Genomic DNA, 16,392 nt, shown 5'->3' with positions numbered 1-16,392 from the left:
CACTAACAATTTAGTGCTAAACCGGCAACAAGTTTTTCAGATGAGAGTATTTACACAGACTCTGCGTTGAATTGCTGTGCTTTGAGTGCACGTTGGCTTTGGTCGAGATGCTCTAGAACCAAACGACGTAACGCACCCGGCGCTTCGTGATTATCATCAAGCCACTGTTGTGCCCCTAAAATAACAGGGTTTTGCTCAATCTTTTGGTCAGTGTGGAAATCGACCTGAGGGAACAACCCCGAGACAACGCGTGTCGCCATGCCAATGGAACGGGTTGTCCATACTTCGTTGAGGGAACTAAAGTACCGCTGAACCAATGACGGACATAAGCGATATCCTCCATGCTGGAATCCACGTGCTGTTGCTGTGAGAATATCGTTCGATACATCTGTTTGGGTCAGAACACGTTCAAAAGCTGCCAATTTAGCATCTTGATCAGGTAAGGAAGCTTGAGCCTGCGCATAGCTACGTTCGGAGATGGAACCGGGCAACTGCTGTTGTTGCTGTTGAAGTTCTTCTACGCTGGTGAGCCCATGAACGCTTAAAGCGATGAGAGCATTCCACCCTAACGTGGAGTTAAGTTTTAGCCCTTGAATCTCGGTGGAGAGGGTGGGTTCTTCAGAGCTAGCATAACGAGCAATATGGCGTACGAGGGATTCTCCGTTGAGACTGTGGGTGCTTGCTTCTAAGAAAGCGCGAGTAATGATTAGCTGCTCATCACTTCCCTCCGGCGCCTGATGCAAGGCTGTTTTAAGAGAATCTGTGAACTGATTCCATAGCTGTTTTCGGAGAGCCGGTTGCGCATAACTTGAAATAGCAAGGTTTGTTTGAGCTAAGAGGTTTGAAAGAATCACTGAAACTGGTTCTGAGCCGAGTGACTTTTCGACTGCTGTTAAAAACTTTTCAACTTCAAGGGATCCGTCTCTGACTTGATTCCACAGGCTGCTCCAGATAATGCCTCGTGTGAGAGGATCTGCAATAGTGTGTACATGTGATAGTGCAAGTTCTCGACCGTTTTCCTCGCTAATGACAGTTTTAGCGTAGGTCAAATCGCCACTATTGAGTACCAAAAGATCTGCTTGCGCGACGTGTGCTCTTTCTTCCTCATTGAGTGGCAATTCCATGTCTTCAACGGGGCCAGCTGGAATAGAACATTCGATAAGGCTCGTTGAGATAAGCTGATTCTCCTGAAGCTGGAATGTTTCTAGGAGCAGGTGGTGGGGCCTGCCGAGCTCTGAAGGGACATCCTCTGGTAGAACCTGCGAGAGCGTGAGTGATTTAAACTCTTGTTGCTGAGTATAGTGACGTTCCACGATGAGGGTGCTTAACCCACTCGTCTGTAACCATGCTTGCGCCCATGTGTAAACGTCTTCGGTAGAGCATTCATCGAGTACTTTAAGAAAATCGTTGAGGGTGGTGTTTGAACCTGCGTGACGTTGGAAATAAAGACGTGATGCGGCGATAAAGGTGTCAAATCCAACGTAGGAAACGAGTTGTTTGAGTGCTGAGGAACCCTTTGCATAGGTAATTCCATCAAAGTTTTGTTTTGCAGCTTCAAGGTTTTGGATATCTGCCACAATGGGGTGGGTCGTTGGAAGCTGGTCTTGAGTATATGCCCATGCTTTACGTTGGTTAGCGAAGGAGACCCAAGCGTTATTAAAGCCTGCCGCCTCATGTGCTCCAAGAGTGCCCATATATTCTGCAAATGATTCTTTGAGCCATAGGTCGTTCCACCATTTCATGGTGACGAGGTCTCCGAACCACATATGAGACATTTCGTGGCAGATAACGTTTGCCCGTGCCTCATATTGGGCTTCTGTCGCTCCAGATTCAAAAATATAGGATTCGGTGAAGGTCACAAGCCCAGGGTTTTCCATGGCACCAAGGTTGTACTCGGGTACGAATGCTTGCTGGTATTGGGGGTAGGGGTATGGGGTGTCAAAGAGCGTCTGGAAGAAATCTAGTCCTGCTTTAGTGATGGTAAAGATATTGTCGTAATCAAAATATTCTTTCAGAGAGTGACGGCAATAAGCCACTAGCTCGAATGATGAATCTGAGGCTTCTGTGTGTGGGGTGTAGTGGTCATATGCGGCAAAATACTCGCCTGCAAGGATTGCCGTAATGTAGGTTGAGATTCTTTCGGTGGGTGCAAAAACTCGTTTGGTGATGTTTTCGTCTGTGGGGTCTGGTATTTCTTCTATGAGTGGGGTGTTCGATGAAACAACCCAATCTTTAGGGGCTGTAATACGGAAGTTGAAGATTGCTTTGAGGTCGGGCTGCTCAAAGTTGGGGAAGACTCTACGGCAATCTGCTGGTTCGTATTGGGTATAGAGGTAGATTTTTCCGTCTTTGGGGTCGAGATAACGATGTAGTCCTTCGCCCGAGCGTGAGAAGAGTGAGCGCCCATGAATGGTGAGGATATTTTCTGCGCGTAATCCGGTGAGTACAATGCGTGAACCTATAACACAGTCATTAATGTTGAGTGTTTTTCCGTTGAGTTTAACGCTTTCAACGCTGTGGTGGATGTAGTCGATAAAGGTTTCGGCATTTTCTGTTGCTGTGAAACGGACTGTTGTTACTACGGGGTAGGAGTCGAATGTTGTGTCTTTGGCGTAGGTAAGGTCGATGAGCACATCGTAGCTGTCGACGGTGAGTAGTTCTGCTCTGGCGCTGGCTTCTTCTTGAGTTAGGTTTTCATTCATCACAGTTTTAATGTATCGGATAGATGGGACTGATGAGGAGTTTTTAGGTGAAGTAAAAAATTTATTCTCTTAAATATGCTCTTGACTAGGTGTTTTTCTGTAAATATGGTTACCGCTAGCATGTATGTGACGAGTATCGCTGTAAAAAATGCTGTTTCGAGTTGCAACCCGGTTTCGGGTCGTGTAGATTATTACCTGTTGTCGAGAGATGTTACGAAAAGTCAACATCACTATGTCACCTGCGCGGGTGGCGGAATAGGCAGACGCGCTAGCTTGAGGTGCTAGTCCTCGTATTAGAGGGTGGGGGTTCAAGTCCCCCTCCGCGCACAACAAATTTGAATCCCCCTACGGTTATCGTAGGGGGATTCAATGCATTTAAAAGCACTATAAACATCAGGGGAGGGGTAACCTATATCTAATAGCTACCCGCTCAAGATATATTCACGTGACTACCGTCTAGGGTTTTTGCATTGTGACCTCTTCTTGGTCACCATCAGGTGTTGTGACAGTGTAATGCAAGGTTCCATCTTGAGAGTATCGGAAAGTTTTTGTCAGTTCACGTGAGGTTTGAGAAGACTCTGTATCTTTCTCTACTGCTGTCTGCGATACCCATGTGTAGTCACCTGCTGTCTGAGGGGCTTCAAAGCTACCTTTCCAATACAAAGTGTGTGCTCCATCTTCTTCATGAACCCAATGGATGCTAATAGTGTTGTCATGAACAAGAGCTTCTAACCATACGCCATCAGTTTTGGGGTTTCTCTGGCTCCACGTGCCCGTCAAATTTGGGGTTTGAGTATTTGTGTTCTGCCTTGTTGGTGCATTAGAGCTGTTCACTGTTGTGTTGGTTGACTGTTTGTGATTCTCTGATTCTTGAGAAGAACTGCTGCATGCGCACACGCTGCAGGTCAGAAGAATTACAGCAAGAGATACTGACAGATGTTTCATATTTCCTCACATATTATTTAGGGGCACCTAAGTTAATAAGGATAATTGCTTAGAAGAAGAAAAACAGTTAATTACTGTAGATTAAAGAAAACCCTGTTGGTGCCTCATCAAGGTGAGATACCAACAGGGTTTTTCTGGATATGAAGGAATTTTAGAGTACCAGCGATAGAGCGAAGACCCAGAGGCACGTCCATGCTAAGAGCACGACACTGTATTTAAATGCTGCAGAAGTAATCTTTGACTCTTCACCAGATAGTCCTACAGAGGCGGCTGCAATAGCAATGGATTGCGGGGAAACAATTTTAGCCATCACGCCACCTGTAGTATTTGACGCAACGAGAAGGGTGGGGCTTGTTCCAATCTGTTGTGCAGTGGTTGCCTGTAATGCGGCAAAGAGGGTGTTGTTATTAACGACAGATCCCGTTACGAATACACCAATCCAGCCAATAATAGGGGAGAGCAACGGGAAGATAGATCCTGCTGCAGCAACTGCTAGAGCGATAGAGGAGCTAAGGCCTCCAAAATTCATGACATTTGCTACCGCCATAACGAGGCAAATCATCACAATAGGCTTCCATAGCTGTTTAACCGTTCCTTGGAGCTCTTGGAGAGCGGCGCCGATGGTGATATTTGAGGTAACAATGGTTAGTAACGCTGCAATAAAAATAGCGGTTCCTGAAGCGGAAAGGATGCCCCAACTAAAGATTGCCGACATCGGTTTGGGTTCTGCAACAATAGGGGCTACTTGGAGAATACCCTGGTGCAGATAGGGCATAGAGAACTTAATGGTTGTGAAGTCTAATGGCCCGCCGACAGCCCAAAGAGCTTTCATAAAAGGTGTAGACCAGAGCAGAATCATTCCAGAGAGAATGCAGAAAGGGCTCCATGCTTTTGCTACTTCTACAGCTGTAAATGTTGGGGCATTTTCTGACGTAATTTCTGGTGCCCCAGATTCTCGGTAGATATGCGCAGGTTGCCAACGGCGCATCACAAGGGCGAGGATTACGAGTCCAATAAGGGGCGGAATGATATCTGCTAGCTCTGGCCCTAGCGTCCAAAGCATAAGTGCCTGTAACCCTGAGACTACAAAACCGATAATGAGTGCAATGAGCCCAGTTTCTTTGACTGCTCGGATTCCGTCTTGAACAAAGACGAGAATGAGCGGAATAAGTGCGGTCGTGAGCTGAATCGTGAGAATCATTTCGATACTTAACGCAGATAGCTCGACGGATCCCTGTTTTGCTCCGACGATAACAGGAATACCGATGGCTCCATATGCTCCGTAAGCAGCATTTGAAATAAGAGCATAGACAGAAGCTTTAATAGCATCGAATCCTAATGTTACGAGAAGTGCAGCGCAGATTGCGATGGGGATGCCAAAGCCTGCGGCACCTTCAAGAAACCCTCCAAAACAGAATGCGATGAGGAGGACTTGGATACGTTGGTCAGCTGATACGGCGGAGATAGAATCTTGAATAATTTTGAAGTTTCCAGCTCTGACTGCAATGCGGTAGAGCCAGACCGCCATGAGAACAATCCATCCAATAGGCCATAGTCCACCGAGTGCACCATATGTTAGTGCAGATAAGGATGCTGTCCACGGCATGTGGAAGACAACGACAGCGATGATTAAGGCGCTGGCGAGAGAAATACTTGCTGCTTTGATACCAGTGAGTTTGAAGACCGTTAGTCCCAGAAGAAAGATGATAATTGGTAGTGCTGCGATAACGGCTGAGAGCGCACTTGAGCTGAGTGGGTCATAAATCTGTTGCCACATGCGGCGTTCCTTTCGGGTGAAGCAAGGGGCATCTTTATGTGTTGTGAAAGGGAATATATGGTGTGTGGTTAGATGCCATATTTGAAGTTATCACTGTTGTTTTATCTTTCACTAGTGAAATGTTTGGATGTTTTCGGCGGTTGAGTCCACCATAAAATTGTTGTTTTGATTGGTTTTAGTTGATTTTCTGCACCAGTTTTGACTATTAGTGTCTTAGACTCTAAGAAGAATATTGTGACGAATGGTACAAATAGTGCCGAGTAATAATCGTTCACAATGCTGGATGTGGCGATTCTGTCATATTTACTAAAGGTTTTGTAATATTTTTTTCATGATAGAAAATGTGACCAATGCCAAAAAGTAACCTTTAAGCGTTGTTTTTTAGCGGGTTTTTGAAGCGATTATCAACCATTTGCCCGCTAATCATCAAACAAAAACCCAAAAATCCAACATAAACCCTCATCTTTTCGTGCCATACTTGTTATGCCATGTCCCAGCTCATCAAAATTGAAAGGAAAGCCATCATGGCTTCACACTCACACAAGAGAACCAAGCTTGGCGTTATTGGTGCAGGCGGAGTAGGCTCCGCCGTCGCTTATGCGGCAACATTACGCGGTACCGCAGACGAAATCGCCATCTACGACATTGCCGGAGAGCGAGCAACCGCCGAAGGGCTCGATATCGCTCACGGAAGCATGTTCGCCTCCGAAGCAATCGTCTATGGCGGTGACGATATTGAAGTGCTACGAGACTGCGACCTCATCATCGTGACAGCTGGAGCGAGACAAAAACCAGGGCAACCACGCCTAGAACTAGCTGAAGCTAACGTAAAAATCTTTGAAGCAATGCTTCCCAAAGTCATGGAAGTAGCACCCGAAACAATGCTCATGATCGTCACCAACCCCTGCGACGTTCTAGCTGTTGTTGCACAAAAAATTACCGGACTACCCACTAGCCGTTGCTTTGCTTCCGGAACTACCCTAGATTCTTCTCGCCTACGTTGGCTCATCGCAAATAAAGCTGGTGTGGCTATCAAATCTGTTCACGTGAACATTATCGGCGAACACGGTGACTCAGAATTTCCAGTATGGTCAAGCGCTAACATCGGATTTGTCCCCCTTGACGAATGGACCACCAACGGCGAGCGCGTCTTCACCGATGAGGTCAAAACTGCTCTTGGTGAGGAAGCGATGAAAGCCGCATACCGTGTTATTGAAGGTAAAGGCTCCACTAACTACGCCATCGGCATTTCTGCCGCTCGTATTGCAGAAGCCATTTTGCAAGGAGAACAAGCTGTCCTGCCTGTAGCTACTCAGCTGAAGGGATACTATGGCATTAATAGTGAAGCCGCTGTCTCCTTACCATCGGTACTTTCCTATAACGGGGTAGAACGAGTGCTTGAAATGCCACTTAACGATGAAGAACTGCAAAAACTTAAGAACTCTGCTGACGCTATTAGCGCTTCTCTCGCTTCTTTGGGGTACTAAGCCTCAGCATTACCAAGTAAACGGTGGTAGAGCAAAAATTGTTCTACCACCGTTTATTTTCTTTAAACAGCGGGTAAATCAGTTTTTAAATGGGAAGGCAAGCTTGTGTATTTGAGTACGTTATCTCACGTTCTTAGAACTTTTCTTCCCAAATAGTACCGTGCAGCTACATTTCACGATAACGTTCTATATATGAGTAACGACCCTCGCGCTGCACTGTCAGTTTTTACCAGTGCTCTTGAAGAGCATCTTACCGCCATCGTTAACCGACGCGGTGAACATGACCCTGCAATCGATAACGCCTATGTGGCTATTGCTAATGCCTTTGAGCGTTATGAAGAAGTCCTCTTTGACACCTACGAGGAAGTAACACCTCTTGAGGTATACATCGAAGATGATGATGACGACTACGAAGACTTTGACGAAGAAGAGATCGATTACGAAGACGAAAGCTAACTATTCTTTCAATCCGTAAAATATTGTTAAACTCGACACAGCGACCCATCATAGGGTCGCTGTGTCGAATTTAAACCGCTAGAGTCTGTTAAGTGGAATGGATTCAAGCAATAATCCTTGGTTTAGTTCAAGGTCTTACAGAGTTTCTACCGGTTTCTTCATCCGGTCATATTAGATTTGTTAGCCAGCTTTTACCAGATACTTCTGACCCTGGTGCAGCATTTACCGCTATCACCCAGTTAGGCACAGAATCTGCGGTACTAGTATTCTTCTGGCGTGACATCGTACGCATTATCAGTAAATGGTTTGGTTCTCTACGAGGAACTGTCGATAAAAAAGATCCAGATGCACGCATGGGCTGGTTTATCATTATCGGTTCACTCCCTATCGGTCTTTTAGGTTTAGGGCTCGAAAAATACATCGACACCACCTTTAGGTCCTTATGGATTACCGCTACCATGCTTATCGTTTTTGGCGTATTCATCGCTATTGCTGACCGTATCGGCAAAGAACAACGAACGCTCGATAAACTTAACGTCAAACACGGTATCATCTATGGTTTCGCTCAAGCGCTCGCGCTGATTCCGGGAGTGTCACGTTCTGGCGGAACCATCACCGCAGGTCTGTTAATGGGATACACTCGTGAAGCAGCTGCTCGATACTCATTCCTTCTTGCTATCCCCGCAGTATTCGCTTCAGGCTTATACAAACTCTATGGCAGTCTCTCTGAAGGATTTAACGGATACTACGGTTTTGGTTCGACGATGGTCGCAACATTGGTTGCATTTGTGGTCGGATACCTCATTATTGGTTGGTTCCTCAAATACGTATCACATAACAGTTACACCATCTTTGTCTGGTACCGTATTGCCATTGGTGTAACACTATATGTCCTTTTAGGCTTCGGCGTACTATCAGCGCATGCCTAAACACTTTGAGAAACTACTTTCCCAACCATAATATTGCGTGAAATATCACGAAAGACTGTACCCGCTTACCTCATCTAGAGGTAAGCGGGTATTCTTTGAACTACAACACACAACGAAAGGACATCTGATGAGAGCGTGGGAATATGCATCGGTTCCGACACTGCCCGGACAAGCTCCACAACCTACTATCTTTGACAGTTCAACAGGTCAAAAAACAGTCACTAAAACTCCTCAGAACTCTGCAAGCTTGTATGTCTGCGGTATTACACCCTACGATGCAACCCATATGGGGCACGCTTCTACCTATGTTGCTTTTGACGTGCTACACCGTGCATGGCTCGATGCAAAAATTCCAGTAACATACGTCCAAAACGTCACCGACGTTGACGACCCGTTACTAGAAAGAGCTGAAGCTACCGGAGTGAACTGGGAAGACCTCGCACAAGAACAAATTGAACTGTTCAGAAGCGATATGCAAGCACTTAACATCATTGCACCTAACCACTATATTGGCGCCGTAGAATCTATTCCTTGGGTCGTTGAAGCTGTTACAGAACTACTCTCAAAAAATATTGCCTATACGGTGCCAGGGTACACCGACGAAAACGGCACAACTCACCCTGACGGTGATATTTACTTCGATATCAAAGCAGCAGAACACTACGCACCAGCAGAGCCCGCACACTGGAAACTCGGAGATATTAGCAGACTCACCAGAGAACAGATGCTCAATATCTTCGGAGAACGCGGGGGAGACCCTCAACGCCCAGGTAAACGAGACGAATTAGATCCTCTACTGTGGCGTGTTCACCGCGAAGGCGAACCTGCTTGGGACGGCGATACCCTAGGGAAAGGGCGCCCCGGATGGCATATTGAATGTACCACCATCGCACAAAAATTCCTTCCCGCGCCCTTTACTGTTCAAGGTGGCGGATCTGACCTCCAATTCCCACACCACGATATGGGAGCAGGGCATGCTTATACCCTCAACAATAAGCCCATGGCTCACCACTATGTGCACACCGGAATGGTCGGACTAGACGGTGAAAAAATGAGTAAATCCCTCGGAAATCTCGTACTCGTCTCTACTCTCAGAAAAGAAGGCACTAACCCTAACGTTATCCGCCTTGCTATCATGAGTAACCATTATCGTAGCGATTGGTTCTGGACTGAAGACCTCCTCGAAAATGCGCAGCAACGCTATGAGCTCTATCAACAAGCTCTCAAATGTGCGCTACCTGAGGAGACTGACGAAGAAGCTCAAAGACTTATACAAGATGTGAGAGAACTCCTTGCCGATGATCTCAACACACCACAGGCCCTTGCCTGCATCGACCAATGGGCACATAACATCTGCCACAACGGTGGAAGCGGAGGAAACCTTGTCCGAGACCTTCTTAACGCACGTTTAGGCATCCGTTACTAAAAACCTACTCTTCACGGCGGCGAAGATATTGCTCTAATTCAGCAGCAATATCTTCGCCACTGAACTGCACAAGATTCTCCGACTGCGACTCTAACTCACGCACATAAGCAGCGAGCTCTGGGTCTTCCTCCAATAACGCCTCTGCACCGTCTTCCCACGCCTGCACCTCCTGAAGAATACGACCGTGCGGAACCTGAATATCCAAAATAGATTCCACCGTCTGTAAAAGCGCAAAAGTCGCCTTAGGATGAGGAGGCAAACCCGCATAATGAGGGATAGACACCCAACAACTCACATCCGTCATAGGATAAGACTCAGCCATCAACGCAAGAACACCAACAATCCCCGTCGGACCAGAATAAGACTGCACCTGCACACCTTCAAAGGCTCGCAACTTAGAAGTATAACTACTCACTGAAACAGGAAAAGGGCGAGTATGGGGAATCTCTTCCAAAAGACTGCCCAAGAACAACAAATGATCAACAGAAAGTTGTTGCGCATACTGCAATAACGCCGTTGCAAAACTACGCCACTGAACATTCGGTTCAGGCCCAGAAACCACTAACAACTGAAGATTTTCACGAACCTGCAACGCCACACAACGAAGCTCTGGCCAAATAATTTTTCCAGTACCATCAGCAGAAGACTCCAAACGAGGACGAGACTCCGTAAAACTATAAAAAGATTCTGTATTAAATCCAGCAATAGGCTCTGCCGGAAAAACTCGCATCAAATAGTCAATAACCTCTGTCGCCGCAGAACCAGCATCGTTCCAGCCCTCAAAAGCACATAACATCACCGTGCATGGTTGCTGATCAGCTTCCGAAAGAGAATAAATATTATGAGGAAAATTTTTGGCAGTAGACACAAACAATATTCTACGCCCATTATCTTCCACGACTCACACCAACGCCACGTGAGATATCACCGCATACACTAGAGTGAGAAAAGGCCTAGCACACCACCATGAGGGCGAGGACAAATACCTTGAGAAGACCTTCAGAACTCAACATCGCAACACTCTTCGGTATCCCCATCTACCTTCGAATATCATGGTTCATCTTCATGGCAATGACCATCTTTGGATACGCCACTTACCTCACCCAAAAAACAACCTACATCACAAACTGGACTGCAGCACTAACCACTTCTACAATACTGGCGTTACTTATCGCCCTCGGGGTGCTTATCCACGAATTAGCACATGCTCTTACTGCGCACCTTTTCAAGCTCAAAGTTCACTACATCTCCATGACCCTATGGGGTGGAATCACAAGAAGCGACCAAGGCCGTCCTCTTAGCTCTATCCTCATATCCCTTGCCGGACCAACTATCAATATCCTGTACGCCCTACTCCTTGGAATACTAGAACCCCTCACAACAGAGCACAACATCAGACTAGGAATACTACTAGCGAGCCATATTAACCTCCTCATCGCTCTTTTCAACCTCATTCCTGTATACCCACTCGACGGAGCACACGCTCTAGAAGCGTTCATCACTCTTACCAGCAAAAAACGATCCACCGGAATTTTTTACACCGCCCTCATCGGATTACTTCTTTTACCGTTAGTCATACTCTTTTGGGTGACCTCAGAAAATATCACCTCACCCATATATCTGCTGGTGACAGCATTCTTAAGTATCACCCTTTGGAAAAATTCATACCCAGCACTACAACGTATCGTGACTCAAAAAAATAGAAACTACCCCATCAGCGCAGCAAAACTGTCACGAAAAACCATCCGCATTTCACCAGAAACACCTATTCAAGAGTTCCTGAGCACCTGGAACCACCATGATGTACCCATCTACCAAGAACACGACACCATCTACTGGGTAGACCCTGCAGTCCTTACCTCCATCGAACACACCGGCCCCAACGACGACCAACTACTTCAAAACCTTCTCAACAAGCCTCTCAAAACTATCTCGCATCCAAGCGCTCCCGAATACATACCCTATACAGCCTTACACCTAGACTTACGCGAACACTTTTACGAATACCATCGAAAACAACAGGTACCAGAATCCATACATGCCAGCGAACAACCTATTGCGTGGATGACAACAACACCACAAAAACAACAAAGAATCTTGTTCTATCAAGACTTCATCTAAAAACACCGCTAAATGTTAGGTCAGCCTCATTGAACAACAACATGCAACACCTCAGCCTAGTATCTGAGAGAATAAATAAAGAACACTAACCTAACAGCAGCTCATGAGCCTTATATACCTCAAGGAGAACAACTCCCTATGACCAATCATGCCCCCACTGGAAGCAACAACCGTCGTGGACCTTTCCGACCCGGAGAACGCGTACAGCTCACTGACGAACGCGGAAAGATTACTACCATCACCCTAGAAACTAACGGGGCATACCACTCTCATCACGGTTTCTTCGCTCACGAAGAACTCATCGGAAAAACCGAAGGAACCGTTATCGAAAACTCCTCGGGGCTAAAAATTCAAGCATTCCGACCACTCTACCGAGATTTTGTCCTCTCCATGCCCCGCGGTGCAGCCGTAGTGTACCCCAAAGATGCTGGACAAATCGTTACTATGGCTGACATCTTCCCCGGCGCTCGCGTTATCGAAGCAGGTGTAGGCTCTGGTGCGCTTTCTATCGCCCTTCTACGAGCTATCGGCGATTACGGACACCTCCGCTCTTTTGAACGTCGAGAAGAATTTGCAGAAATCGCACGAGGAAATGTTGAAACCATGTTTGGTGGACCGCATCCGGCGTGGGACATTACTCTCGGTGACCTTGCTGAAACTCTCGGCGACGTTGAAGAACCTGGAAGCGTAGATCGCGCTGTTCTTGATATGTTAGCTCCTTGGGAATGCCTTGACGCAGTAGCACAAGCACTAACGCCAGGCGGTGTTATCATCTGCTACGTAGCAACCGTAACGCAGCTTTCTCGAGTTGCTGAAGCTCTCCGTGCAGATGGCCGATTTACTGAGCCTGAATCGCATGAGACTATGGTTCGTGGATGGCACGTTGAAGGTCTGGCTGTTCGCCCTAATCACCGTATGGTGGCACATACTGGGTTCCTCATCACTGCTCGTCGCCTTGCTGATGGCGCAGAACGACTTGCTCCGAAACGTCGCGCTTCAAAAACAGATTTCTCAGAAGAAGACCTTAACGCATGGACTCCTGCAGCTCTAGGCGAGCGCAACGTTTCTGACCGAAAATTACGCAGGGCAGCACGAGATGCACAAAATCTTGCTGAAAAATCTGCACAATCAACAACCCATACACCATAAACCTGATTCGATAGGGGGCGCACCCTCATCTATCGTTAGAGACCTATCCGCAGAATCTGGTACGAATCATGACTGACTCAACGAACAAAACTGTTTCATCCCAAGACTACGAGAGAGTGCTACGTCAGCTCAGTGTGTCAACAGACAGCCGGCGTAACCTTGACCGACAGCTTCGAGAAGCCGGAGAACGAAACCAAAAACTTGTTTTCGCGCTTGGTAAAACTAAAGCTGAAATCGAACGGTTACGTTTGAGCCTCTCCCAAGAAGTCTCCCCACCGCTGAACTCTGCTATCGTTTTAGCCGTCAGCTTAGGGCGGATGACCTACGACGACCTTGCACAAGGCGTTACACCGGCAGAAGCAGAAGAATACGTTGATGTTATGCTTTCTGGGCGGCGAGTGCGCATCACCTGCTCACCATTATTAGACATTACAACGCTTGCCCCAGGTATGACAGTCCTGCTCAATGATCAGACTCAAGCAGTCATCAGTCTCGGTTACGAAAACTACGGTGAAGTTGTTACTTTACGTGAGGTTCTTGATAATGAGCGTGTGCTCATTGACCTTGGACAACAAACAAAGACTGTTGCCCGAGTCAGTGGTGCATTAGAAATACAAGAACTTTCAGCGGGGGATAACCTCACCTACGACGCACGTATCGGGATGGTGCTAGGGAAAGTTCCCCGCCTAGAAGCACAACAACTCGTCCTTGAAGAAGTCCCCGACATCACCTATGAGCATATTGGTGGACTCAACACCCAAATCGAACAAATCAAAGATGCTGTTGAGCTTCCCTTCCTGTACCCCGATATTTTCCGCCAATACCAGCTATCACCACCACACGGTATTTTGCTGTATGGTCCTCCCGGTAACGGAAAAACTCTTATCGCTAAAGCCGTTGCAAACTCCCTTGCAAAAAGGGCGGCAACCCTACACCCTCACGAATCAAAGACCGGATACTTCCTTAACATCAAAGGCCCAGAACTTCTCGACAAATACGTTGGAGAAACAGAACGGCAAATCCGTGATATTTTCACCGCTGCCCGTGAAAAAGCAGAAGAAGGAAACCCCGTTGTCGTCTTCTTCGACGAGATGGAATCACTTTTTAGAACACGTGGCACCGGTCGTTCCTCCGACGTTGAGACAACCATCGTTCCTCAGCTACTCACCGAAATTGACGGTGTTGAACGGCTCGATAACGTGATCGTCATCGGAGCAACCAATCGTGAGGACATGATTGACCCAGCAGTGCTACGACCTGGACGCCTTGACATCAAAATAAGAATTGACCGTCCCGACATACACGGAGCACGAGAAATTTTTAGCCTCTATATTACAGAGGACCTTCCTCTTGGAGCAACTGACCAACAAGGCGCACAAAACACTAGCGAAACGGTACAACACCTCATCAACGTTGCACTAGAGCAGCTTTTTGAAGATTCCACACATAACAGATACTTACACATCACCTTAGACAACGGCCATACCCTATGGCTCAAACGAGGAGATTTCCTCTCCGGCGCAGTTATCCGCAATATTGTTGATACCGCAAAAAACTATGCTATTAAAGATGAACTACGAGATGGTACCCGCGGCATCACACAAGAACATATCATCCGAGCTATCACCACAGAATTTGGTGGGCATCGGGAGATGCCCCCGTTGTCAGAGATTGAACAAGTATTAGCTCAACAACATATCCGAGAAAAAATCATCTCTATCGAACCTGCACACTAAACCACCGCAACTCTCCACCGAACATCATGGAGCGTTAGCATCAGCATTGTCTCAAAGGAGCCTATTGTGAGCGTACAACGCATTATCGGAGCAGAAACCGAATACGGGATTATTGCCCCTACACACCCTCACGCCAACCCGACAATGCTTTCTGCCGAAGTGGTTGATACCTATAACAAACTATTCCGCCGAGAACTTTCTGCACAAAATAGCTCAACAATATGGGAATACGACTCTGAAACACCCCTACAAGACGCTTACGGAAACACTCAAGAAGAACAACACGCCCACCCTAGCCAACTCACTCACCAAAGCGCTGTACTCACCAGCGAAGATATCGCTGCAGAAGCACTCTTAGAATCCGGCATATATGCAGAACGACTCGACCCCGACGCAGTCACCATGAACGCTATTTTGCCTAATGGCGCTCGCCTCTATGTCGATCATGCACACCCCGAGTATTCATCACCGGAAACATCATCACCACGAGACGCCGTACTATGGGACGCTGCTGGAGACTACCTCGCTGCACGAACCATTCAAACCCTCGAAGAAACAGCCGAAGAGACAAAACTTCCCAAGCTGCAACTTTACAAAAACAACACTGACTCTAAAGGGCAATCCTACGGTTCGCACGAAAACTATTTGGTTCGACGAGATATAGACTTTGACGAACTATCCGAGGCTCTTCTACCATTCTTTGCAACACGACAGATTATGACTGGTGCTGGGCGTGTTGGCATCGGCACAACTTCTGAAAAACCTGGCTATCAAATCTCCCAGCGAGCTGACTTCTTTGAACGGACTATCGGCTTAGAAACAACGATTCGTCGCCCGATGATTAACACTCGCGACGAACCACACGCAGATTCGGATAAATATCGACGTTTACACGTCATCATCGGAGACGCCAACCTCTCTCATTATTCGAACCTTCTCAAATTTGGTACTACTTCTTTAGTGTTGAACTTGATTGAGAATCATCAAGCCCCTCAAATAGCATTAGCTGACCCCGTCAAAGCCATGCACACCGTCAGCCACGATCTAACCTTGAAACAGCAATTACCGTTAACGAACGGCACATCCCTAACAGCTATAGAGATTCAACGACTGTATCTTGAAGCTGCACAAAAATATGAACAAAACCCAGATTCGCACACACAAGAAATCTTAGAACTGTGGGACAAAACCCTCACTCTCTTAGAAACTGACCTATTCGCTTTAGCTGACACTCTCGATTGGGTCGCAAAATACCAGCTCATACATCAATATGTTCAAAAAGGTGTTAACTGGGATAACCCCAAATTACAAGCTATCGATCTTCAATACGCAGATATCCGCCCGCATAAAGGCCTGTACCATAAGCTTGTTCAGCTAGGCAGAATGAAAACGCTATTTACACAAGAACAGATTGCTTTTGCCAGCCACTACCCACCAGAAGACACCCGCGCCTACCTACGAGGCACGATGATTCGTCGATGGCCAGAAGAAATACTCAGCGCCAACTGGGACACCATAGTAGCAAGAAGCCCCTGGGATACTGTTGTTCACCGGTTGAGATTAGATGAACCTAAGGCATACACTAAAAAGAGTATCGAACATCTACTCAACGTCGATAATGCGAGCACCCTAATTGACCAACTTAACCACGAAGGAGAATAACA

12 protein-coding genes and 1 tRNA gene are annotated in these 16,392 nt (G+C 46.9%); 9 read left to right on the top strand and 4 right to left on the bottom strand.

The genetic code is table 11. The annotated features are described in order from the left end of the window. Positions 1–50 precede the first annotated feature (50 nt). Entirely contained in the window at positions 51–2,702 is a 2,652-nt protein-coding gene (gene pepN, locus ACN081_RS07075; RefSeq protein ID WP_419107386.1) for an aminopeptidase N, read from the bottom strand. 241 nt (positions 2,703–2,943) lie between these two features. Here pepN and ACN081_RS07070 point away from each other — a divergent pair. Continuing rightward, a tRNA-Leu gene (locus tag ACN081_RS07070) sits at positions 2,944–3,029 on the top strand. Positions 3,030–3,158: 129 nt separating this feature from the next. Here the strand turns inward: ACN081_RS07070 and ACN081_RS07065 are convergent. Both ACN081_RS07065 and ACN081_RS07060 read right to left on the bottom strand, forming a co-directional pair. Then, on the bottom strand, positions 3,159–3,647 hold the full coding sequence (locus ACN081_RS07065) for a hypothetical protein (protein ID WP_419103456.1): 489 nt from the start codon (positions 3,645–3,647) through the stop codon (positions 3,159–3,161). A gap of 151 nt (positions 3,648–3,798) precedes the next feature. Further along, positions 3,799–5,424: an L-lactate permease gene (locus ACN081_RS07060; RefSeq protein WP_419103455.1), complete on the bottom strand. Its 1,626-nt coding sequence runs from the start codon at positions 5,422–5,424 to the stop codon at positions 3,799–3,801. Between the two features lie 524 nt (positions 5,425–5,948). On the opposite strand from ACN081_RS07060, the gene ACN081_RS07055 reads away from it, so the two are divergent. From ACN081_RS07055 to mshC, 4 genes are all read left to right on the top strand, one after another. Further along, positions 5,949–6,911 (top strand): L-lactate dehydrogenase, encoded by a 963-nt coding sequence (locus ACN081_RS07055; protein WP_419103454.1) that lies wholly within the window; start codon positions 5,949–5,951, stop codon positions 6,909–6,911. Positions 6,912–7,103: 192 nt separating this feature from the next. Then, entirely contained in the window at positions 7,104–7,367 is a 264-nt protein-coding gene (locus ACN081_RS07050) for a hypothetical protein (protein WP_419103453.1), read from the top strand. 92 nt (positions 7,368–7,459) lie between these two features. Beyond that, complete coding sequence (locus ACN081_RS07045) at positions 7,460–8,296, top strand: undecaprenyl-diphosphate phosphatase (RefSeq protein ID WP_419103452.1); 837 nt, start codon at positions 7,460–7,462, stop codon at positions 8,294–8,296. A gap of 127 nt (positions 8,297–8,423) precedes the next feature. Then, positions 8,424–9,722: a cysteine--1-D-myo-inosityl 2-amino-2-deoxy-alpha-D-glucopyranoside ligase gene (mshC, locus tag ACN081_RS07040; protein WP_419107367.1), complete on the top strand. Its 1,299-nt coding sequence runs from the start codon at positions 8,424–8,426 to the stop codon at positions 9,720–9,722. Positions 9,723–9,726: 4 nt separating this feature from the next. On the opposite strand, the gene ACN081_RS07035 is transcribed toward mshC, so the two are convergent. Beyond that, positions 9,727–10,590 carry a proteasome assembly chaperone family protein gene (locus ACN081_RS07035; RefSeq protein WP_419107366.1) on the bottom strand — a complete coding sequence of 288 codons (864 nt, stop codon included), beginning with the start codon at positions 10,588–10,590 and terminating at the stop codon, positions 9,727–9,729. 119 nt (positions 10,591–10,709) lie between these two features. On the opposite strand from ACN081_RS07035, the gene ACN081_RS07030 reads away from it, so the two are divergent. The 4 genes from ACN081_RS07030 to dop all read left to right on the top strand — a co-directional run bounded on the left by ACN081_RS07030 (position 10,710) and on the right by dop (position 16,390). After that, complete coding sequence (locus tag ACN081_RS07030) at positions 10,710–11,843, top strand: site-2 protease family protein (RefSeq protein ID WP_419107365.1); 1,134 nt, start codon at positions 10,710–10,712, stop codon at positions 11,841–11,843. A gap of 138 nt (positions 11,844–11,981) precedes the next feature. Beyond that, entirely contained in the window at positions 11,982–12,992 is a 1,011-nt protein-coding gene (locus tag ACN081_RS07025) for a tRNA (adenine-N1)-methyltransferase (protein ID WP_419107364.1), read from the top strand. Positions 12,993–13,060: 68 nt separating this feature from the next. Continuing rightward, positions 13,061–14,728, top strand: coding sequence for a proteasome ATPase (gene arc / locus ACN081_RS07020; protein WP_419107363.1), 1,668 nt, complete (start codon positions 13,061–13,063; stop codon positions 14,726–14,728). 66 nt (positions 14,729–14,794) lie between these two features. Then, entirely contained in the window at positions 14,795–16,390 is a 1,596-nt protein-coding gene (gene dop / locus ACN081_RS07015) for a depupylase/deamidase Dop (RefSeq protein WP_419107362.1), read from the top strand. Positions 16,391–16,392: the final 2 nt, after the last annotated feature.

The organism is Rothia sp. P13129 (assembly GCF_048512865.1).
Lineage (GTDB): Bacteria > Actinomycetota > Actinomycetes > Actinomycetales > Micrococcaceae > Rothia.
Note: the sequence above shows the minus strand (reverse complement) of the source record. Positions and strands in the feature narration are given on the sequence as shown.

Coding starts and splice junctions, on each gene's coding strand:
- mshC (WP_419107367.1), top strand. CDS start 8,424: ATGAGAGCGTGGGAATATGCATCGGTTCCGACACTGCCCGGACAAGCT.
- ACN081_RS07055 (WP_419103454.1), top strand. CDS start 5,949: ATGGCTTCACACTCACACAAGAGAACCAAGCTTGGCGTTATTGGTGCA.
- ACN081_RS07060 (WP_419103455.1), bottom strand. CDS start 5,424: ATGTGGCAACAGATTTATGACCCACTCAGCTCAAGTGCGCTCTCAGCC.
- ACN081_RS07065 (WP_419103456.1), bottom strand. CDS start 3,647: ATGAAACATCTGTCAGTATCTCTTGCTGTAATTCTTCTGACCTGCAGC.
- ACN081_RS07025 (WP_419107364.1), top strand. CDS start 11,982: ATGACCAATCATGCCCCCACTGGAAGCAACAACCGTCGTGGACCTTTC.
- arc (WP_419107363.1), top strand. CDS start 13,061: ATGACTGACTCAACGAACAAAACTGTTTCATCCCAAGACTACGAGAGA.
- pepN (WP_419107386.1), bottom strand. CDS start 2,702: ATGAATGAAAACCTAACTCAAGAAGAAGCCAGCGCCAGAGCAGAACTA.
- ACN081_RS07050 (WP_419103453.1), top strand. CDS start 7,104: ATGAGTAACGACCCTCGCGCTGCACTGTCAGTTTTTACCAGTGCTCTT.